Origin of the sequence: Kyrpidia sp. (assembly GCF_023512215.1) — a bacterium.
Classification (GTDB): Bacteria; Bacillota; Bacilli; order Kyrpidiales; family Kyrpidiaceae; genus Kyrpidia; species Kyrpidia spormannii.
The window spans coordinates 45,923-66,648 of record NZ_JAILZZ010000009.1; the positions used below are offsets into that span (position 1 = coordinate 45,923).

Genomic DNA, 20,726 nt, shown 5'->3' on the forward strand with positions numbered 1-20,726 from the left:
TGAGGGAGTATGCAGGTGACAGAGGCGATTCTCGCAGGGACCGCAGTTTCCCCCGATCGGTTCCCCAAGGACGGTCTGCCGGAGTTCGCTCTCGTCGGGCGATCTAATGTCGGAAAGTCGTCTCTCATTAATCGGTTGGTTATGCGGAAAAAACTCGCCCACACCTCGAACACGCCGGGTCGGACCCGGACGCTGAATTTTTATCGAATCAATTCTCGCTTCTATCTGGTGGATCTACCGGGGTATGGCTATGCTCAAGTATCGCAAAGTGAACGGCGCCGATGGGGGGCGATGGTGGAGAACTTTCTCGCGAACCGCGAATCTTTGGCCGGGGTGATCCACGTGGTCGACTTGCGTCACCCCCCCACCGCCGATGACCGGTTGATGGCGGAATGGCTTCGGGTCCATGATCTTGCGGTCCTCGTGGTCGCCACCAAAGCGGACAAGATCGCCAGAAGCAGGTGGGAAAGCCATCGCCGGCAGGTAGAAGCGACACTGCAGCCGAGCCGGTGCGTCGTATTTTCGGCCGAAACGGGTGCGGGGCGGGACCAGGTGTGGACCTGGGTTGTCGAGCGGCTATCAGGGCGGGAGGGTCACCCCCCTTCATAAATCGTTCAGAATTTCCATCCGGAGATCGAACGGGTCGATGATATAATAAGATTCAAATGACCCGTGCAGCGGACTTGCCATGATTGAGGTGAAGGTTATGCACATCCTGGTGATCGGCGTCAACCATCGCACTGCGCCCGTGGAAATCCGGGAGCGTTTCAGCATTGGTCCCGAGGAGATGGAACGGGTCCTCGGGCAGCTCCGGGAAACGCGAAGTGTTCTTGAAAGTGTCATTTTGTCCACGTGCAACCGAACGGAGATCTATGCGGTGGTGGACGCCCTTCACCCGGGTGAGCAGTTTCTTCGCCTTTTTCTCGCCAATCTTTCCGGTCTTGACCGGGCGGATTTTACGAGATACATCTATCTGCACGTGAACGACGCGGCGATTCATCATCTGTTTCGGGTGGCGGCGGGGCTGGATTCGATGGTGCTCGGCGAGACCCAGATTCTCGGCCAAGTCCGGGATGCTTTTGAGCACGCCCAAGCGGCTGGAAACACCGGCGCGGTGTTAAACCAGTTGTTCCGGCGGGCGATCACCGGGGCCAAGCGAGGCCATACGGAAACGGAGATCGGTCAACACGCGGTGTCCGTGAGCTATGCGGCGGTGGAATTGGCCCGGAAAGTGTTCGGTTCCATGCGGGATAAAGCGGTGCTGTTGATCGGCGCGGGCAAGATGGGCGAATTGACGGCGACTCACCTGTGGAACCAAGGGGTGAGCCGGGTGTTGGTGGTGAACCGCACCTGGGAAAGGGCCCGGGAACTGGCGGATCGGTTTTCGGGGGAGGCCTACGACTGGTCCGCCCTGGCGCTGGCTTTGGCCGAGGCGGACATCGTGATCAGTTCCACCGGAGCGCCGGGGTATGTCCTCCATCAGGACATGGTGGCGAAGGTATGCCGGCGACGGAGGCAGCGGCCTTTGTTGCTGATCGATATCGCAGTGCCCCGGGACATGGATCCGGCCATTAATGAGATTTCCGATGCGTTTCTCTATGATATCGATGACCTTCGGGAAGTGGTGGCCCAAAACCTGCAAGAGCGGCAACGGGCTGCCGTCCGGGTGGAAGATATTCTAGAAGAAGAGATAAGCGGGTTTAAACAGTGGTACAATATGCAAGAGGTCATCCCCCTCATACGGGATTTGCGGGAGAAAGGCATGCAGGTTCAACGTTCGGTCATGGAGAGCCTGATGAACAAGTTTCCGGACCTCAGCGAACGAGACCGGGTGGTCCTTCACAAACACACGATGAGTATCGTGAACCAATTGCTTCGCGATCCCATCCTTCAGTTGAAAGCGATGGCGACCGAACCGGAGGCGACGTTTTATCTGGAGACGGTCCGGCGGTTGTTTGCGCTTGGAGGGGCCGACGATTCCGGAACCGCCGTCGAACAGGAGGTCGGGGCCCGGGAGAGGGGCGTTCAGGACATGCCCTTGGGGTCCATGGCCGCACAACAGCGGTTGGGTTCCGTCTAAGGTGACGCACGGTGCAACTGGCGACTTATATATTTGATGGGATGACCGTACTTTATGCCATTAGCGTATTGCTCTATTTTCTCGATTTTCTTAATCCCGATGCCCGCGTGAACCGCGCGGCGTTTGTTGTGTTATGCGTCGTATGGGGGCTGCAGACTTTTTTTCTGGCATTTCGAACACGGGAACTGGGGCACTTCCCCGTGTGGTCCACCTCGGAGTCGATGGTCGTTTTCGCCTGGGTGTTACTGGCCGTTTCTGTGGTGGTGAACTATTTTTATAAAATCGACCTGTTCACGTTTTTCGCGAATCTCATCGGATTCGCGGTGGTGGCACTGGATACGTTTGCCCACCGGGGGCCGTCGGCGTCGGTGCCCCGGGAGGGGGACCTGTTGATCATGCACGTGGGGATGGCGTTTCTCAGTTATACGGCCTTCTCATTGGCGTGCATTTTTTCGGTGATGTTTCTCATTCAGGAGAGGCTTCTCAAAGCCAAACGTTTTACCGCCACATTCCGGCGCCTGCCGGCCCTGGATCGGTTGGACCGCCTGGCTTATCGTATGGTTTTGATCGGGTTTCCACTGCTGCTGATCTCGATGATTCTCGGGGCGATCTGGACGGTTCTCCAGTATGGACGTCCTTTGTTGTGGGATGCAAAGCCCTTAGCGTCCCTGTTGTTGTTGCTTCTGTACGGGGCCGTGATTTATCTTCGGGTGACCTCCCGCTGGCCGGTTCGGCGGGCGGCCTGGCTTACGGTGGCGGGGTTTGGCGGCGTTGTCCTGAATTATCTGGTGGTGGGTATGTATTTCTCCCAGTTCCACCGCTGGTGAACGGAGGTGGCGTATTGACGGGGGAGAAAGAGTTGCGGTGTGATTACCTCCTCGCGTTGGATTTGCGGGGGCTGCCGGTCCTGGTGGTGGGAGGCGGGGCTGTAGGAGCTCGGAAGACTGAGGGGCTCATCCAGTGTGGCGCCCGGGTGACGGTGGTGAGTCCGAAGCTGGCGCCACAACTCGAACGCCGGGTTCGGGAGGGGGCGGTGCGCTGGGAACCCCGGGAGTACCACGTGGGAGAAGCCGGGGCGTACCGGTTGGTTTTTGCGGCGGCCGGGAATCCGGAAGTCAACCGGCGGGTGGCGGAGGATGCCCGGGCTTCGGGGGTCTGGATCAATGTCGCCGATCGGCCGGAACTCGGCAATCTCCGGGTTCCCGCCTCGTTTCGCCGAGGGCCGTTGACGGTGGCGGTCTCCACCGCCGGGGGAAGCCCCTGGTTGGCTCAGGCGTTTCGGAAGCTGTTGGAAGAGGTGATCGACCCCGCTTATGGGCCTTTTGTGGAGCAGATGGTGGAAGCGAGACAGAGGTTGCGGGCAGCGGGGGTCGGGGTTTCGGAGCGGCGGGAAGCCTTTGCGGAGATTTGGAGGTCTCAGGCGCTGGACAGGTGGCGTTCCGGCGATGCGCCGGGGGCGAAGGCGGTTCTCGAAGCCATTCTAGAGAGATGGGGGGCGGGGGATCATGGGGATTCTGCGGATCGGATCGCGAAAAAGCGCTCTGGCCATGACCCAGACCCGCTGGGTGATTGAACAGTGGCAGAAACGGGTTCCGGGCCTTTCGGCCGAGGTGGTGCCCATGACCACCCGGGGGGATCAGGTTCTTCACCTGCCGCTTTCCCGGGTGGGCGGCAAGGGCCTCTTTGTCGAAGAAATCGAGCGGGCGCTCCTGAAGAAGCGGATCGACGCCGCGGTGCACAGTTTGAAAGATTTGCCGGCCCAGTTGGCCCCGGGAACGGTGGTCGGTGCTGTGCCCCGGCGAGAGGATCCCCGGGATGCGGTCATCACCCGGGATGGCCGGCCCTTTGATGATCTCCCCTCCGGCGCCCGGGTGGGGACGAGCAGCCTGCGCCGGGTGGCCCAGCTGCGCCGATATCGGCCGGACCTTGCATTTATTCCCCTGCGGGGCAATGTCGATACCCGCCTTCGCAAATTGGCGGCCGGAGAGGTGGATGCGGTGGTTCTGGCAGCGGCCGGGCTTGTGCGGCTCGGGCTCGGGGATCGCATCACCGAGTACCTGTCTCCGGAGATTTGTCTGCCCGCCGTCGGTCAAGGAGCGTTGGCCGTGCAGTGCCGGGAAGCCGATGAAGACACCCGGCGATCCCTGGCGTCTGTGGAAGACGCGGCGGCCCGAAGGACGGTGGAAGCGGAAAGGACTTGTTTGGCGGCGCTGGAGGGGGGCTGCCAGGTGCCCATCGGGGCCCTGGCGGAGATTCGGGATGGACATATTCGATTGGCGGCCATGGTGGCCCGGCCTGACGGGAGTGAATTGTTTCGGGTGGTGGTGCAAGGGGAAGATCCCGCTGAGGTGGGCCGCCGGGCGGCGGCAGATCTCGTTGAACTCGGTGCCGGCAGAATTCTACAGGAAACCCGGGAGGAGGCGGAACTCGGTGGGTGAAGGGGAAGGGCGGACCGGGAAACCGGGGACGGTGTACTTGGTGGGGGCTGGTCCGGGGGATCCCGGGTTGATCACGGTGAAGGGCATGGAGTGTCTAAAAAAGGCCGATGCCGTGGTGTATGATCGCCTGGCTTCGCCCCGCCTGTTGCGCTACCTCCGGCCGGACGCCGAGCGGATTTATGTGGGAAAGGCAGAGGGCCGGCACACCCTGACCCAGGATGAGATCCAGGAACTGTTGGTGCGCCTGGCCCAGGATGGTAAAACGGTGGTCCGCCTGAAGGGGGGAGACCCCTTTGTTTTCGGCCGGGGAGGAGAAGAGGCCGAGTTTCTGGTGGAGCACGGCATTCCCTTTGAAGTGGTGCCGGGGGTGACCTCGGCGGTGGCGGTGCCAGCCTATGCCGGAATTCCTGTGACCCATCGGGACCATACGCCTTCCTTTGCGGTGGTCACCGGCCACGAGGATCCGGAGAAAGAGACGTCGTGGATCGATTGGGACCGGCTGTCCACCGGGGTGGGCACGTTGATTTTTCTCATGGGGGTCGGGCGACTCGCCGGCATTGTCGAGCAGTTGACCGCACACGGCCGTCCGGGCACGACGCCGGTGGCCCTGATCCGCTGGGGCACCCGAATGGAACAGGAAACGGTGACCGGGACTTTGGATACCATCGTCGACGAGGTCCGGAGGCGGAACTTTCGCTCCCCGGCGGTTATTGTGGTGGGAGAAGTGGTGGGCCTCCGGGAGCGGCTGAACTGGTTCGAACGGAAGCCGCTTTTTGGCAAGCGCATTCTCGTGACCCGGGCCCGGGAACAGGCCTCTGCGTTGTCGGCACAGATCGAGGATTTGGGCGGGGAAGCGGTGGAGTTCCCGGCGATCCGAATTGAACCCCCGGCGTCCTGGGCAGATTTGGATGAGGCGCTGACCCGGTCAGACCTGAAGTGGATCGTGTTGACCAGCCGTCACGCCGTGGAGAGCGTATGGTCCCGAATGAGAGCGCTGGAGTTGGACGTCCGTCGGTTGTCTGGGGTTCGGATGGCAGCGGTGGGCCCGGCGACGGCGGAGGCACTGCGGGAGCGGGGAGTCATTCCTGAGTTGACGGCTTCGGAATACCGGGGCCAAGCCTTGGCAGAGACCCTTGTTCCTCACATCGCCTCCGGGGATGTGGTCCTCTTGCCCCGATCGAACCTCGCGTCCCGGGATGTTCCGGAGGTGCTTTCCGCGGCTGGAGCCGCGGTGGTCGAGGCGGAGGCGTACCGGACGGAGCCCGGGTGCGAAGGGGCGGAGGAGGTTCGGGGCCTGCTCCGGGAGGGGCGGATTCACGCCGTGACTTTCACCAGTTCGTCTACGGTGCGATTTTTTCTCCAGGGCATCGGGGAAGAGGCGAGGCCATGGCTAGAGCATGTTCCCGCCTTTTGCATCGGCCCGGTGACCGCAGCCACTGCCCGGGAACTGGGGCTGAAGGTGGCGGGGGTGGCCGAGCAGGCCACCGTTGATAGCTTGGTGGACCTTTTGGCCCGGGAGATGGAAGCCGGAGCCATATGAAACGGGGGATGATCACATGCAATTCGATCGGCATCGCCGGTTGAGATGGACGCCGGGCATGCGAGATCTGTGGCGGGAGAACCGCCTTTCGATAGAGACACTCATGTACCCACTCTTTGCGGTGCACGGCAGCGGGGTTCGGGAGCCGATTTCCTCCATGCCCGGCGTGGAGCACCTGAGTGTGGATGAACTTCGCCGGGAGGCGGTGGAACTGGCGGAGCTCGGGGTGCGGTCGATTCTGTTGTTCGGGATCCCCGCCCACAAAGACGAGCGAAGTTCCGAAGCTTACGATGAGAGGGGCATCGTGCAACAGGCCATTCGGGCGGTCAAAGAAGAAGTTCCGGAGATGGTGGTCGCCACCGATGTCTGTCTCTGTCAGTACAATCCCGCCGGACATTGCGGCATCGTCCGGAATGGAGTCATCCTCAATGACGAAACCCTCCCTCTCCTGGCGCAAACCGCTCTTTCCCACGCCGCCGCCGGGGCCGACCTGGTGGCGCCCTCCGACATGATGGACGGACGGGTGAAAATGATTCGGTCGGCTCTGGACGAGCGGGGCTTTGAGCACGTACCCGTCATGTCCTACGCGGTGAAATACGCGTCCGCGTTCTACGGTCCGTTCCGGGAAGCGGCGGATTCCGCCCCGCAGTTTGGCGACCGGCGGAGTCATCAAATGGACCCCGCCAACCGCCGGGAGGCGATCCGGGAAGCCCGGAGCGATCTCGATGAAGGTGCGGACGTCATTATGGTCAAGCCGGCCATGGCCTACATGGACATCATTCGGGACCTTCGCGAGCGCTTTGATGTCCCTGTGGCCGCTTATCAGGTGAGCGGGGAATATTCCATGATCAAGGCGGCGGGCTTGAGGGGATGGATCGATGAACGGGCGGTGGTTTTGGAATCGCTGTTGGGACTGCGCCGGGCCGGTGCGGATCTGATCATCACTTATTTTGCGAAAGATGTCGCCCGTTGGCTCCGGGAAGATCGGGGATAAGGAGGCGGGACAATGGCAAAATTTGAAATGGACGACATCGATCGGGAATTGCTGAATCTGATTCAATCGTCCTTTCCCTTAGACCCGGAGCCGTTTCGGGTGGTGGGGGAAAGGTGCGGCGTGAGCCAGGAGGAGGCGTTGGAGCGAATTCAACGCCTGAAAGGCAAGGTGATTCGGCAGATCTCGGCGATTTTCGACACCCGGAGCCTGGGGTACCGTTCCAGTCTGGTGGCGGCCCGGGTGAATCCCACCCGGCTGGAAGACGCGGCCCGGGTGTTTAATGAGCACCCGGGAGTTTCTCATAATTACCGCCGGAATCACGAGTTCAACCTGTGGTTCACCATCGCCGTACCCCCGGATAGCCGGATCGGGCTGGAGCGGACGGTACAGCTTCTAGGGGAGCTCGCCGGGGTGGATTCGATTCGGATGCTGCCGACGCTCCGGTTGTACAAGATCGGTGTGCAACTGGATGTGACGGGGAAGCAAAATGTCACCCGAAAGGCGACGGAGGCGGCTTACAGCGACCGGGATCGGGAAATCCCCAAGGGACAGCCCCTCACCGAAGCGGATAAGGGGCTGATCCGGGAGTTGCAAAAAGACATTCCGCTGGTGGTGCGGCCCTTTGATCCCGCCGCCAAGGCCCTGGGGATCGAGACCGAGGCCCTTTTGGCTGGGGCCCAGTCCCTGCTCGACCGAAAGCTGATGCGCCGGTTTTCCGCCGTGTTGCACCACAGGGAGGCGGGTTTTAGGGCTAACGCCATGGGGGTTTGGGCCGTACCCGAAGATCGGGCGGATGAGGTGGGGGCGAAAATGGCGTCGTATGCGGCGGTGAGCCACTGTTACCTCCGTCCCACCTACGAGGACTGGCCCTATAACATCTTTACGATGGTCCACGGCCGCACGGTCAAGGAATGTGAAGCCGTTCTCGGAGCGATTGCCGGGGAGACCGGCATCCGGGAGATGCGGGCTCTGTATTCGACGAAAGAATATAAAAAGACCCGGGTCCAATACTTTACCCCGGAAATGGAAGCTTGGGAGGAGAAATATCTGCCCCGGGTCGGCCTCGGGGCATAGGAGGCGTCGGGATGTTTCAGGGGACTACACGGTCGGAGCGGGCCTACGAAGCGGCGCAGAAAGTGATGCCCGGCGGCGTGAACAGTCCGGTGCGGGCATTTCATGCGGTGGAAGGTCCCCCGGTTTTCATTGCCGAGGGCCGGGGGTCGCATCTGATCGACATCGATGGAAACGAGTACATTGATTACTGTTTGTCCTGGGGCCCGCTCATCCTCGGCCACGCCCACCCGGATGTGGTGAGGGCGATCACCGAGACCGCCGCTCGGGGGACTAGTTTCGGAGCCCCCACCCTATTGGAAACCGAGTTGGCGGAAAGGGTCTGCCAACTGATGCCTTCGGTGGAAGTCGTCCGCATGGTTAACTCGGGCACCGAGGCGACCATGAGCGCCCTGCGGGTGGCCCGGGCCTACACCCGCCGGGATCGGGTGGTGAAATTCATCGGTTGTTATCACGGCCATGGGGATAGTTTCCTGGTCAAGGCGGGCTCTGGTGTTGCCACCCTGGGACTGCCGGACAGCCCCGGCGTACCCGAGGGGGTGACCGCCAATACCATAGCCTTGCCTTATAACGACCTCGACGCTGTTCGTGACACGTTTGCGAAGGTCGGCGAGGGGATTGCCGCGGTGATCGTGGAACCAGTACCGGGCAACATGGGGTTGGTTCTTCCCCGGGCGGGCTTTTTGGAAGGACTGCGGGAGATCACCCGGGAGTACGGGGCGTTGCTGATTTTTGACGAGGTCATGACCGGGTTTCGGGTGGCCAGAGGGGGCGCCCAGGAGCGGTTTGGGATCGATCCCGATCTCACGACGTTCGGTAAAGTGATCGGCGGGGGCCTCCCGGTCGGGGCATTTGGAGGAAAACGGTCGATTATGGAGTTGGTGGCACCGGCGGGTCCGGTGTATCAGGCGGGGACCCTTTCCGGAAATCCCTTGGCCATGGCCGCAGGGCTCGCAACCCTTTCCCATCTGAACGAGGACGTGTATCGGCGCTTCGAAGAGATGAGCAAACGGTTGGTGGACGGGCTTGTGGAGGCGGCCCGGGAGACGGGGATCCCGGTGTATGCGGCGGCGTCCGGCTCCATGTACGGGTTTTATTTTAGCGAGGAGCCGGTGGTGGATTACGAAAGCGCCAAACGGGCCGATGGGCGCCGTTTTGCAAAATATCACCGGTTGATGCTGGAGAGAGGGGTGTACCTGCCCCCCGCGCAACTGGAGGCCCGGTTTTTGTCCACGGCACACAGTGACGCGGACCTGGATCGGACTTTGGAGGCCCATCGGAATGCTCTGAAACGGTTGTAACCGACACCGATGGGAGATCTCCGGTGCGGTGAAGAGAGAGTGTGGAATTGGGCGGGCACAAGGAGTCGGGCGGAACTTCGGGCGAGAGACGAAGTTCCGCCTTCTTGCATGGGATGGCTTGACCAGCGGTCATAGGACATTTCCCGGACACATAGACCTAAAGGGAACAGACTGCCCGTACGCGGCGCTCGGGGCGACCGCGGGCGGGCGCGGTCGATGAAGGGAGGGCACCGGGGTGCGGGAAGGAAAACGGCAACGGACCATTCAGGTGCGTGTCGACCGCCAGTGCGAAATCCCGGAGTTGCAGGGGGATGAATCGTTAGAGGACATGGCCCTGGCCACGGAGATCACTTCCTTCTCCCGAGAGGGGGACGCTTACATCCTGGAAGGGTATATTGAAGTGATCGGGTATGCCGCTCCTCCCGAGGATCGACGGGGAGATGGTTGGACTCGGCCCGAGGGTTTTTTGTTCGATGCGGTGGCGGATCAAGGCGCTCTCAAAAGTATCCGAGAGAAGCTGCCCTTTGAGCTGCGGGTGCGGGCGGAGGACCAGGAGGGCGAGGTCTTGCACGTCAAAACGCGCCTGGGCTCCTGGGACGTTCACGTGCTCGGCCCCGGAGTTCTTCAGCTCCGGGCGGATCTCATCGTCGACGGATTCTCAGCGACGGGGTATTATTTTCGCTGCGGTGACCAGGAAGAAGGGTTTTGGCCGGAAGGGGCGGGTGAAACGACGGAGGTCGGCCGCAGGTCGTTGCCCGACCAACCGGAGGAGATTTCTGAAGCCGCGGAGGATTTACCTTCTTTCGAGTTCCAGGCCGGTCAAGATCCTGTGAGTGCACCGCCGGGGTGGACGACGGGTCCCATGGATCCGGTACCCGGGGTGGAACTGTCGTCCGTTCGAGAAGAACAGGCGAGTCCAGCTGGCGATCCTGCGGGTGGATCTGATGATCCGGAGGCGGATGCGGATCACGCCGGGGAGAGGGGCGTCGACGGGGAGGAGCATCCAGACGGGCGAGTGGCGGACGACACTTCGGGCTTTGTAGATACGGGTCCGGCCGATGTGCCAGTGGATTTCACGGAGAAAGGGTCGGGCTGGGCGGTCGGCGAAAAAGAGCGGCCGGCAGATTCGCTGCCTGAGGTGCCGCTGACCGAGGAATCGGTTGGGGAAGAAATGGAGGAGGAACCGGGTGCTGCCACGGCAGTGGATGAAGGTGAGCGGGTTGCTGTCACCGCAGTGAGGGCAGGACAGGAGCGACCCGAATCTTTCGCTTGGGCGAAATTGTATCAACGCGCGGAAATGCCCGCTAGCGCCACACTGACGTTCCGACGGGTGAACGAGCAGGAGAGCCTGCTCGGGATTGCCGAAGAGTACCGGGTGCCGGTGACCGATCTGATGCGTCTCAACGGGTTGTCCGGAGAAATCGTCCAACCGGGCCAGTGGCTCGTGGTGCCGAGGCGTCGGAAAGAATGACGGGGCAAGGGATGGCACCCAAGGGATCGATCCTGGAATCGGTGTCCTGGTGGTACGGATTGGCCGACGTTGTGCCCATGTCCCAGGGCGATGGGGAGTTTGAAGTAGAGAGCGGCGGGCACCGCTACGTCGTCGTCCGAGATTCTTCCCCCGAAAACCTGCGGTGGAGACTGGAGGTCTTGAAGGACCTGGAAGCGGAAGGGGTCGTCGCTCTTCCCCGACCGGCGGCGGGACCTGGCGGGCGATTGTGGGTGGAGACCGGCGGATGGACGTACAGCCTGTGGATCCCCGGTGAGGCCAGTGTCATCCTCCCTGGGGATGGGCGTAGTCTCGGTACCGTAACGGGGGCGCTCGTGAAGGTGCTCGCCCGACACCCGCGGCCTGGATCCGGAAAGGCGGATCGCTACGGAACCTGGGTAGCGGGATTCCGCCGGAGTTTAACTGCCCTCGACCGCGTGGTCGCCGAAACGCCGGATGCAGACGGCGGCGCCGTGAGGGCGTTTCGAGAAGGGGGCCAGAAGGCCCTGGCGTTGTTGGAGGAAGGAGATTACCGCAGATGGTCGGAGCGGGCTCAGAAGAACCGTCTCTGTTGTTTGGGTCGCTGGCGTTTAGAGACCGTGGCGACCCTTTGGGAGCGGCCGGGCGATCTCCGGGCGGCCATCGGAGACTTGCCGCTGTACGATGCAGCTACTCTGGCCGAGAATCTCATGATCGCCAAACCGGACGAATGGCTCCCTTTTCTCGATGGGCTTCGGTCTGTTTGGTTGGCGAGCGGATGGGCCCCCCGGGATGTGCGGGCTGCGGAGGTCATCCTGGAGGCGTATCTGCGATTTCCTCACCGATGGCCTCTCCTGAGAACGGACTCCAGGGCCGCATCGGAATATGCTGCCGCTTGGGCTGAAGGTCTAAGCCGGTTTCCGGCGTGGTTGGATCATTCGGTGTAGGGGGATGAACCCATGACAGGCCAAGACATGGCGCTCCGCCGCCGGGAAGCGATCTGGCGGTGGGTGGAGCGCCTCTACGGTTGGCCGCCTGCGGCCTGGGAGCCCCGGCCGGAGTCCGGGGAGGAGAATGACGAACCCTTCGCTGGAGAAGGGGCTGTCTTCCGAATGCGGCACCCGTTGTACAAGATTGAACTGCACGTCTTTCGAACCCCGGTTTGGGGCGACTATGTGGCCAGGGTGGTCCAGTTTGCCTCAGACCGGGGTTTTCCGGTTAGTCCATATTTACCGGGTCTGGATGGAAGCCGGCTGGTCCGATGGAAGGACCGGGTTTTAGCCGCCTGCCGATCGTGGGAAGGTCCTTCTCCACCTCCGGTGGGGGGGACAATTCGGCAATTGTTTGCCCATGCCGCTTGGTGGCATCGGGTGGCCCTGGGTCCCACGCCGGCCTGGCCCCGGTGTGTTGATCCGTTGCCCGAGCGCCTGGAGCAAAACTGGATGGCCTTCATCGAGGGGGCTCCGGAAGACCACCGGGCGATGTTGGAGGGGCTTTTTGCGGCTTGGCACTCCTGGGCGTCAAAATGGGATCTACCGAGGCGGTGGAGTTTGGACACGGCCGCCGGTGGGGCGGTGGGCGCTTTCGACCGAGTGGATGACTGGGTCGACGGTGGGGAAGGGGCATGGTGGCTCCGCCGGGCCAACAGGTGCCGACCGGGGGCGCCCTTCGAAGACATCGCCGGGCTCCTCTTGCGCTACGGCGGGCGGGCGGTGGATCCCAAGCGATGGGAGAGTTGGATCCACGCATATCGAGAGGTGACTCCTTTTCCCGACGATCGAAAATTCGGGATTGCCCTGATCCTCTGGAGTCCGCAAAGACGCCCGGATGAAGAGTGGTTCGAGACGGCGGCGCGGTGGACCCGCAGGGCTCAAGAGTTGGCGGGCCGGGCGGATTGGTTCGGGGTCAACGAGCGAAGGCGCCGGGAGTGGCGGGACATAGCGGACCGGCTGGTGCATTCCTTTGGGCCGCACCCCGCCGTTTCAAAAACGTTGCCAGACGCAGATGTGGTGAACGCATCAGGGAGCATCTCCCGGAGGCGCGCTCCGGCTGTCCGGTTGGCGCTACAGTCTGCTTCGGGTTATCGGGTTGCGGGAACGGGGCGAAAGACCAAAAAAACGCGCACCGGGCGGGATCCGTGGTTGTCTGACGCGGACCCCTGTCTTTCACCGGCCGGCGAACATCGCGACGAGAACTACGAACAGCATCATGAGAATGAACATGTCTAGGGCATTCGGATAGAGCATCGCACGCAAAAATAGCAGTCCGATGGCCGTCAGAAGCAACAACTTGACGATATTCACGATGTCGTGAAGGAACTTTGGCACGGCAATCCTCTCCTCGGCCCGCGTCCCTTTATGGGCGGCGGTCTCTCTATACCTATGCACATTCCCAAAATCGGGTTCAAGCCCGGCCCCCCTTTCTCGGGAAGCCGGGCTCGTTTTAGTGTGGCTTTACCCAGGTTTCGTTTCCCTTTCCCTTTTGCGCCGGTCGGGAAAAAACATGGTATGATGAAAAGGTGCAAAAGAACCGGTAGGACGGGCCCAAAACGAATGAATACGGGCTTAGGCCACCTGAATGTTCGGTAGGATGGAGGTCGTGAAGTGAAGGAGTGGCGTGACGGACTATCATGGGGAATCGGACTGGGGGTGATTGGGGCTGTCGTGGTCGCTATAAAGGGCGATTGGTACCCTGTGATCTTTCCCGCGGCTATGGTGGTGGCCATCAATGGGGCGGTGCGCCAACTGTCCAGCCGTCCACATGTGGGTGGAGGTCTGGCGGGCGCGGTAGCGGGAATCCTGACCCTTGGGGTCTATCTCGCGGTGCACAGGGGAACCCTGTTTACCGGGAGCGCTCCTGCTGAGGTCCTGCGTCAATTTCTGATCCAACAGGTCATCCTCCTGGCTGCGGTGGATTTGGCCGGCACCTGGTTGATGGTCAGGGGAAAACGGTACAGTGAAGAACAGCGGCGACGGCGACAAGAGGCCCGGCGGGCAGAGAGGCAAGCCCAGCGGCGCCGGAAAAAGAAGAAAAAGTGATACACATTCGACAGCATTTGACAAGTCGAAGGTGCCGTGTTTATGATAGCAAAGATGTGAAATTGATGTGGAATTCGCGGCAGTTGGAGGGACAGCCATGAAAGGCCAAGGCGGCACAGCCCGGTCGGATCAACTGCCGACCGCTTTTGAACCGGCGAATGTTGAGAGCAAATGGTATCGCTTCTGGATGGAAAATGGATATTTTCGGGCGGGCCGGGTGCCGGATGGAAAGCCCTTTACGATCGTCATCCCGCCCCCCAATGTCACCGGGGCTCTCCACATGGGGCACGCCTTGGATTTCACCCTGCAGGATATTCTCATTCGCTTTCGGCGCATGCAGGGCAGGGATGCGCTTTGGCTACCGGGAACGGACCACGCCGGAATCGCCACCCAGAACCGGGTGGAGGCGATGTTGCTTAAAGAGACGGGCCAGAGCCGCCATGATATCGGGCGCGATGCCTTTGTGGAAAAAGTCTGGGAATGGAAGCGGCAATACGGGAGCATCATCACGAATCAGATACAGGCCTTGGGATTTTCTTGCGATTGGTCCAGGGAGCGGTTTACCATGGACGAGGGCCTATCCAGGGCCGTGCGGGAAGTGTTTGTGCGGCTTTACGAACGCGGTCTCATTTACCGAGGCAAGTATATCATCAATTGGTGTCCGCGCTGTCGAACGGCTTTGTCGGATATCGAGGTGGAGCATGAGGAGCTCGACGGAGCCCTTCATTACGTTCGATACCCGTTCACCGATGGAAGCGGGGCTGTGGTGGTGGCCACCACACGCCCGGAGACGATGTTCGGGGATGTGGCAGTGGCGGTTCATCCGGACGATGAGCGATACCGCGCCTGGATTGGGAAACGGGTGCGCCTCCCCCTGACGGACCGGGAGATCCCGGTGGTCGGAGACTCTTATGTGGATCCTTCCTTTGGAACCGGCTGTCTTAAAATCACTCCGGCCCACGATCCGAACGATTTTGAAGTCGGGCGCAGACACGGCCTGCCCGCGCCGGTGGTGATGAACGAAGATGGCACCATGAACGAAGGGGCGGGCGATTTTCAGGGGATGGACCGGTTCGAGGCCCGTAAGGCGGTGGTGGAGGCGCTGCGCCGGGAAGGTTATCTCGAACGGGTGGAACCGCACCGGCATGCGGTGGGTCATTGTCAGCGCTGCCACACGGTGGTGGAACCGTTCTTGTCCGAACAGTGGTTCGTCAAAATGAAACCCTTGGCCGAGCCGGCCATTGAAGCGGTGAAAGCGGGGCGAGTGCGCTTCGTCCCGGAGCGCTTTGAAAAATTATATCTTCACTGGGTGGAAAATGTACGGGATTGGTGCATTTCTCGCCAGCTTTGGTGGGGTCACCGGATTCCGGCGTGGTACTGTGAGGGGTGCGGGGAAACGATCGTGGCCGCGGAAGACCCGGAGCACTGTCCCCGGTGTGGGAGCCGGCAACTGCGCCAGGAAGAGGACGTTTTGGACACTTGGTTTTCGTCCGCTCTATGGCCTTTTTCCACCATGGGATGGCCGGAGGAAACCGAAGATTTACGCCGGTATTTCCCGACGGATGTCCTTGTGACCGGGTTTGACATCATTTACTTTTGGGTGGCCCGGATGATTTTCATGTCCCTGGCCTTTACCGGAGAAGTGCCTTTTCACACCGTTTACATACACGGACTCGTTCGGGACAGCCAGGGCCGGAAAATGTCCAAAAGTCTGGGGAACGGCATCGATCCCCTGGATGTGGTGAACAAATATGGCGCCGATGCGCTGCGGTTTATGTTGGCGTCGGGCACGGCACCCGGGAATGACCAGCGGTTTTATTGGGAAAAGGTGGAGTCTGCCCGTCATTTTGCCAATAAGATCTGGAATGCCGCCCGTTTTGTGTTGCTGAATGTCGACAAAGAGGTCGGCGGGGATTTAAAGGGCGCTGTGCTCGGTCGACCGGAGCACTGGATCCTTCACCGCCTCAACGAGACGGTGCGGGACGTGACAGAGGCCTTGGAGAACTTCGACTTCGGCGGCGCGGCCAAAATGGTGTATGATTTCGTGTGGGGCGAGTTTTGCGACTGGTACATTGAATTCTCCAAGGCGGCGCTATATGGCGGGAATCCCTTGGCTGCACGGGGGACTCGCCAGGTGTTGGTACACGTCTTGGACCGGGCATTGCGACTTCTCCACCCTTTTATGCCCTTCTTGACCGAAGAGATCTGGCAGAAACTCCCTGGTCATGGGGAGGCCTTGGTGGCGGCAGAGTGGCCGGTACCGGAAGATCAGTACTTCGATGCTCCTGGGGCGGCCGTGGTGGAAGAATGGATGGAGTTGATCCGCCGGGTGCGCAATGTGCGGTCGGAAATGAATGTCCCGCCGGGCAAGCCGGTTCCGGTGCTGGTGCGTCCCGCCGATCAAGAGGCCCTTCGGGATTTCGAGGGGGGAGAGGTCTATCTGCGACGGCTGGCGGGGATTGATCCGCTCGACTTCGATTTGCACGCGGTGCCGCCTTCGAAGTCGGTGACCGAGGTGTTGGGCCGGGCGGAATTGTTCATCCCCTTAGAAGGAGTCGTGGATCTGGAAGGCGAAATAAGACGGTTGGAGAAAGAACTTGAGCAACTGGGGAAGGAAGTGGACCGGGTTCGGGCCAAGCTCGACAATCCGTCCTTTGTGGCCAAAGCTCCGCCGGCGGTGGTGGAAGAACAGCGGCGCAAAGAAGTGGATTACGCGACGCGTCGAGAGCGCGTTCAGGCCCGGCTCGAGTCGCTTCAGCGCATGATCTGATCCGAAGTCTGGTGGCTCCTGGTGCAGGTTCGACATAAGATGAAGAGGGATGATGGGTCGGTGGGGCCGCGGGGAAATGCCGAGGATGTCCAGGACTGGTTGCAAGGGTTGACACGTTTTGGAATCCGTCCGGGTCTTGAGAGGATGCGGTGGATGCTGGATCGTTTGGGTCACCCGGAGCGGGGGTTGCGGTTTTTACACGTAGCGGGCACCAACGGCAAAGGCTCCACTTGTGCCTTTCTGGAATCCATCTTGGAGGCGGCGGGGTACCGCGTGGGGATGTTTATTTCCCCTCCTATGGCGGGGGAGCGAAGCCGGGTGAGCGTAGGCGGCCAAGCGATTCCGGAGGATGTCCTCATCGGGTATCTGCGGGTTCTGCAACCGTTGGCCAGGGAGCTAGAAGTCCGAGAAGATCTTGGTGCACTGACTCATTTTGAAGTGTGGACCCTCGTGGCTCTGCGGTATTTTGAGCAAACCAGGCCTGATGTGGTGGTCTGGGAAACGGGACTCGGCGGCCGGCTCGATTCCACCAATGTCGTGGTGCCCGAGGCAGCGGTCATCACCCAGGTGGGATTCGATCATATGGGGGTTCTTGGGCACACTATTAAACAAATCGCAACGGAAAAGGCCGGCATCATCAAGGAGCGGGTACCGGTCTTCACCACGGCGAATGGGGTCGCCCTCCGGGTGATTGATGAAGTGGCGGCCGGCGTAAACAGTGCGGTATGGGCCCTGGATCGGGAATGGGCAGTGGCGGATCGCCGGGTGCTCCGCCTGGGGGCCGGGCTGCCGCCGGAGGGGCAACAGTTTTCATGGAGTGGGGACGGAGAGACGATATCCGACCTCCGGATTCGGCTTCTTGGGGCCCACCAGTGTGAGAATGCCGGGGTGGCGGTGGCTGTGGCGCGGTATCTGGACCGATCCGGGGTCCTCTCCGTCCCCGGGTGGGCGATCCGCCGGGGGTTGGAGAGGGCCGCGTGGCCGGGGCGGTTGGAGGTGGCCGGACTGTCGCCCCTGATCCTGTTGGACGGGGCCCATAACCCGGACGGGGCGCGACGGCTCGCAGAAGCGTTGCGCGAGATCCGCCCGGGCCCTTGGGGACTCGTGGTCGGCGTTTTGGCAGATAAGGATGTAGATGGGATTCTGTCGGCTTTGAAAGATGTCGCCAGTTGGATGATCGCCACGGCGCCGGATACCCCCCGGGCCATGGACCCGGACAGTTTGGCGACGAGGATGCGTCGAATCGGGGCGGAGGTGGCGGCGGTCTGCCCGAACCCCCTGGACGCCTTGGAGACGGCCGCAGCAGCGGTAGGCTCCGGTGGAGCGGTGTGTGTCACCGGGTCCCTTTACATGGTGATGGACGTCCGAGCCGGAGGGAAGTTGAGGGTGGAGAGCCAGTGAGGGTGGTGGAGATGGAACAATTGGGGAAGCATGTACATTTTGTTGGCATCGGCGGCTATGGGATGAGTGCCCTAGCCCGGGTCTTACTCGACTGGCACATTTCGGTTTCGGGATCGGATGTGGCGGCTAATGCGCTGACGGATGAGCTTGCCCGGCGGGGTGCTGTTATCGCCATCGGACATCGGGCAAGTCAGGTCGATGGCGCGGATTGTGTGGTGTATTCATCAGCAGTGTCCCCCGACAATCCGGAGTTGGTAGAGGCGAGGCGACGGGGGGTGCGCATTCTTCACCGATCGGAACTCTTGGCGGAGATTCTCCAAGCTAAAAAAGGGATTGCCGTTGCGGGAGCCCACGGAAAAACCACCACCTCTTCGATGATCGCCTTTGTGATGAACCAGGCGGGGCTGGATCCCACCTATATTGTCGGAGGAGTCATTTCTAACCTAGGCGAGAACGCAAAGGCAGGCCTGGGTCCTTACGCGGTGGCGGAGGCGGATGAAAGCGACGGGACCTTTTTAAATTATCATCCCTATGTGGCCGTAGTCACCAATATTGAGCCGGATCATCTGGAGAATTACGGTGGGAAATTCGAGAATTTGCGCGGAGCCTATGAAAGGTTCCTCGGGCAAGTGCGGGAGGGGGGTCTGGCCGTCCTGTGTGCGGACGATCCCGAGCTGTCGAATCTAGGCAGCCAAATAGCCGGCCGCACCGTCTGGTACGGTTTTTCTTCCGGGGCGGATTGGACTGCCGAGGACGTCGATCTTCACGATGGTCACTCCCGCTGCCGTGTTTTCTATCGCAAGAAGTACGTTGGGGACCTCACCCTGTCGGTGCCCGGGCGACACAACATCAGCGATGCTCTCGCTGCCATCGCTGTCTGTCGGGAAGCGGGGATCCCCTTCTCGACGATTGCTGAGATTCTATCCAGCTTTCGGGGGGCTAAGCGGCGTTTCCAGCAGATCGCCGATGTGGCCGGGATCTTGATTGTGGATGACTACGCCCATCACCCCACGGAAATCGAGGCCACCCTGGCGGCAGCTCGAACCACCGGACGGCGGATTGTCGCCGTTTTTCAGCCTCAGCGTTACACGCGCACCCATTTTCTTCTCGATCAGTTCAGTTATGCGTTCAAAGATGCGGACGAGGTCATTATTACTGATATCTATTCCCCGGTCGGGGAACAGAAGATCGCCGGAGTCAGCGCCGAGCGCCTTGCCCAGTTGATTCGGGAAAGGAGCAATGAACGGGTTCGGTTTTTGCGGCAAAAGCAGGACGTCATCAACGATCTGCTCAGTCGGGTTCATCCTGGGGATCTGGTCCTGTTCATGGGGGCCGGGGACATTTGGATGGCAGCACGGCAGTTAGCCGAAGCTTTGCAAGACGGCTTGGCAGAACCGATGGCCCGGGCCTGAAACTCTGTTCCAGGTTAAGAGGGGCGTAAATTTGAGGGGTAGGGGAAGGGCAGGTGTCCGCCATGATGGCCAGATGGCTGGAACAAGCCCAGGCCGGAGGAGCGTCCGATCTCCATTTGACTGTGGGGGCACCGCCTATGCTTCGGGTGGATGGTCGATTGCGGCCACTTGGCGGTGGGATACTGACCTCCGAGGAGACGGAGCGATATGCCCGGGAGGTTTTGGGAGGGGAATTCTCCCGGCTATCGGAGATGGGGGATGTGGATACAGCATTGGATTGGGTTGGGCCAGAAGGGGGAGACGCACACCGGATTCGGGTTAACGTCTACCGGCAACGGATGGGAATCAGTTTGGCGATTCGTCTGGTGCCAGATGTGATTCCCAAGCTGGACAGCCTAGGGCTCCCGGCGGTGGTACGCACGATGGTCGACCAACCCTATGGACTCGTGTTGGTGACCGGTCCCACCGGCAGCGGGAAAACCACGACGCTGGCCGCCTTGATCGACGAAATGAACGATCGGTTTGATCGGCATATTATCACATTGGAAGATCCTATTGAATACGTTCATGTACATCGCCGGTGTCTCATCGAGCAGCGGGAAGTGGGCAAGGATGTACCGGATTTCAGCCGCGGGCTGCGAGCGGCGCTGCGCCAGGATCCCGACGTCATTCTGGTGGGGGAGATGCGGGATTTAGAAACGATTCAGACGGCCATTACGGCTGCGGAAACTGGGCACTTGGTCCTCGGGACCCTACATACAGGGGACGCCGTTCAAACGGTGGACCGGCTGATCGACGTTTTCCCCGCCCACCAACAGCAGCAGATTCGCACACAGTTGGCGGCGATTCTCCGGGTAGTGATCGCCCAGCGGCTGGTCAGGCGTATTGGGGGCGCCGGGCGGGTGCCACTGGCCGAGGTCTTGATCAATACTCCGGCGGTGGCGAATCTGATTCGCTCGGACAAGACCCATCAACTTCATACGGTGATGCAAACTGGGCGAAGCCAAGGCATGCAAACTTTTGACATGCACGTTAGGGAACTGGTCTCGGGTGGGGTGATCGATCAGGAAGAAGGCCGTTTGGCTGTGTTCGGCGACCGAATCGATCGATTCGGAGGATGAGGCGGGCGGTACAACGGGCGGCAACGGTTTATACAGGGGATGCGGGGAATTCGACGAGGCGACCTTTCTGGGGAGCCTGACCCCGACGGATG

Annotated in this window: 17 protein-coding genes; all 17 read left to right on the top strand. The window is 61.1% G+C overall.

All coding sequences use genetic code 11. The annotated features are described in order from the left end of the window. The first annotated feature begins 9 nt into the window (after positions 1-9). The 17 genes from yihA to K6T64_RS05675 all read left to right on the top strand — a co-directional run bounded on the left by yihA (position 10) and on the right by K6T64_RS05675 (position 20,634). On the top strand, positions 10-609 hold the full coding sequence (gene yihA / locus K6T64_RS05595) for a ribosome biogenesis GTP-binding protein YihA/YsxC (RefSeq protein ID WP_288008931.1): 600 nt from the start codon (positions 10-12) through the stop codon (positions 607-609). Positions 610-706: 97 nt separating this feature from the next. Then, on the top strand, positions 707-2,080 hold the full coding sequence (gene hemA, locus K6T64_RS05600) for a glutamyl-tRNA reductase (protein WP_483306131.1): 1,374 nt from the start codon (positions 707-709) through the stop codon (positions 2,078-2,080). Between the two features lie 11 nt (positions 2,081-2,091). Next, entirely contained in the window at positions 2,092-2,907 is an 816-nt protein-coding gene (locus tag K6T64_RS05605; RefSeq protein WP_170085198.1) for a cytochrome C assembly family protein, read from the top strand. A gap of 14 nt (positions 2,908-2,921) precedes the next feature. Beyond that, positions 2,922-3,653: a precorrin-2 dehydrogenase/sirohydrochlorin ferrochelatase family protein gene (locus K6T64_RS05610; RefSeq protein ID WP_288008934.1), complete on the top strand. Its 732-nt coding sequence runs from the start codon at positions 2,922-2,924 to the stop codon at positions 3,651-3,653. Then, positions 3,586-4,518 carry a hydroxymethylbilane synthase gene (gene hemC / locus K6T64_RS05615; RefSeq protein WP_288008935.1) on the top strand — a complete coding sequence of 311 codons (933 nt, stop codon included), beginning with the start codon at positions 3,586-3,588 and terminating at the stop codon, positions 4,516-4,518. The genes K6T64_RS05610 and hemC overlap by 68 nt, the downstream gene beginning before the upstream one ends. Next, the gene (gene cobA, locus K6T64_RS05620) at positions 4,511-6,058 is read left to right on the top strand and encodes a uroporphyrinogen-III C-methyltransferase (protein ID WP_288008937.1); all 1,548 of its coding nucleotides are present in this window, start codon (positions 4,511-4,513) and stop codon (positions 6,056-6,058) included. The genes hemC and cobA overlap by 8 nt, the downstream gene beginning before the upstream one ends. A 16-nt stretch (positions 6,059-6,074) precedes the next feature. After that, positions 6,075-7,052 (top strand): porphobilinogen synthase, encoded by a 978-nt coding sequence (gene hemB, locus K6T64_RS05625; protein WP_100667161.1) that lies wholly within the window; start codon positions 6,075-6,077, stop codon positions 7,050-7,052. Positions 7,053-7,064: 12 nt separating this feature from the next. After that, positions 7,065-8,126, top strand: a complete 1,062-nt coding sequence (gene ahbA / locus K6T64_RS05630; RefSeq protein WP_170085203.1) for a siroheme decarboxylase subunit alpha — start codon at positions 7,065-7,067, stop codon at positions 8,124-8,126. Between the two features lie 11 nt (positions 8,127-8,137). After that, positions 8,138-9,424 (top strand): glutamate-1-semialdehyde 2,1-aminomutase, encoded by a 1,287-nt coding sequence (gene hemL / locus K6T64_RS05635; RefSeq protein ID WP_288008940.1) that lies wholly within the window; start codon positions 8,138-8,140, stop codon positions 9,422-9,424. Positions 9,425-9,659: 235 nt separating this feature from the next. Then, positions 9,660-10,895: a LysM peptidoglycan-binding domain-containing protein gene (locus K6T64_RS05640; protein WP_288008942.1), complete on the top strand. Its 1,236-nt coding sequence runs from the start codon at positions 9,660-9,662 to the stop codon at positions 10,893-10,895. Then, the gene (locus tag K6T64_RS05645; RefSeq protein WP_288008944.1) at positions 10,892-11,839 is read left to right on the top strand and encodes a hypothetical protein; all 948 of its coding nucleotides are present in this window, start codon (positions 10,892-10,894) and stop codon (positions 11,837-11,839) included. Before K6T64_RS05640 ends, K6T64_RS05645 begins: the two co-directional genes overlap by 4 nt. Positions 11,840-11,851: 12 nt before the next feature. Next, positions 11,852-13,120 carry a hypothetical protein gene (locus tag K6T64_RS05650; protein WP_170085207.1) on the top strand — a complete coding sequence of 423 codons (1,269 nt, stop codon included), beginning with the start codon at positions 11,852-11,854 and terminating at the stop codon, positions 13,118-13,120. A gap of 375 nt (positions 13,121-13,495) precedes the next feature. Beyond that, positions 13,496-13,930, top strand: coding sequence for a hypothetical protein (locus K6T64_RS05655; protein WP_288008947.1), 435 nt, complete (start codon positions 13,496-13,498; stop codon positions 13,928-13,930). Positions 13,931-14,027: 97 nt separating this feature from the next. Continuing rightward, positions 14,028-16,700, top strand: coding sequence for a valine--tRNA ligase (locus K6T64_RS05660; protein ID WP_288008949.1), 2,673 nt, complete (start codon positions 14,028-14,030; stop codon positions 16,698-16,700). Between the two features lie 60 nt (positions 16,701-16,760). Continuing rightward, positions 16,761-18,101 carry a bifunctional folylpolyglutamate synthase/dihydrofolate synthase gene (locus K6T64_RS05665; protein WP_288008951.1) on the top strand — a complete coding sequence of 447 codons (1,341 nt, stop codon included), beginning with the start codon at positions 16,761-16,763 and terminating at the stop codon, positions 18,099-18,101. An 11-nt stretch (positions 18,102-18,112) separates the two neighbouring features. Continuing rightward, the gene (murC, locus tag K6T64_RS05670) at positions 18,113-19,513 is read left to right on the top strand and encodes a UDP-N-acetylmuramate--L-alanine ligase (protein ID WP_100669188.1); all 1,401 of its coding nucleotides are present in this window, start codon (positions 18,113-18,115) and stop codon (positions 19,511-19,513) included. 62 nt (positions 19,514-19,575) lie between these two features. Continuing rightward, positions 19,576-20,634, top strand: coding sequence for a type IV pilus twitching motility protein PilT (locus tag K6T64_RS05675; RefSeq protein WP_100669190.1), 1,059 nt, complete (start codon positions 19,576-19,578; stop codon positions 20,632-20,634). Positions 20,635-20,726 lie beyond the last annotated feature (92 nt).

Excerpts from the sequence above, each read along its gene's own strand:
- K6T64_RS05660 (WP_288008949.1), top strand. The coding sequence starts at position 14,028 with ATGAAAGGCCAAGGCGGCACAGCCCGGTCGGATCAACTGCCGACCGCT.
- hemC (WP_288008935.1), top strand. The coding sequence starts at position 3,586 with ATGGGGATTCTGCGGATCGGATCGCGAAAAAGCGCTCTGGCCATGACC.
- yihA (WP_288008931.1), top strand. The coding sequence starts at position 10 with ATGCAGGTGACAGAGGCGATTCTCGCAGGGACCGCAGTTTCCCCCGAT.
- K6T64_RS05650 (WP_170085207.1), top strand. The coding sequence starts at position 11,852 with ATGACAGGCCAAGACATGGCGCTCCGCCGCCGGGAAGCGATCTGGCGG.
- hemB (WP_100667161.1), top strand. The coding sequence starts at position 6,075 with ATGCAATTCGATCGGCATCGCCGGTTGAGATGGACGCCGGGCATGCGA.
- K6T64_RS05645 (WP_288008944.1), top strand. The coding sequence starts at position 10,892 with ATGACGGGGCAAGGGATGGCACCCAAGGGATCGATCCTGGAATCGGTG.
- K6T64_RS05675 (WP_100669190.1), top strand. The coding sequence starts at position 19,576 with ATGATGGCCAGATGGCTGGAACAAGCCCAGGCCGGAGGAGCGTCCGAT.
- murC (WP_100669188.1), top strand. The coding sequence starts at position 18,113 with ATGGAACAATTGGGGAAGCATGTACATTTTGTTGGCATCGGCGGCTAT.
- hemA (WP_483306131.1), top strand. The coding sequence starts at position 707 with ATGCACATCCTGGTGATCGGCGTCAACCATCGCACTGCGCCCGTGGAA.
- hemL (WP_288008940.1), top strand. The coding sequence starts at position 8,138 with ATGTTTCAGGGGACTACACGGTCGGAGCGGGCCTACGAAGCGGCGCAG.
- ahbA (WP_170085203.1), top strand. The coding sequence starts at position 7,065 with ATGGCAAAATTTGAAATGGACGACATCGATCGGGAATTGCTGAATCTG.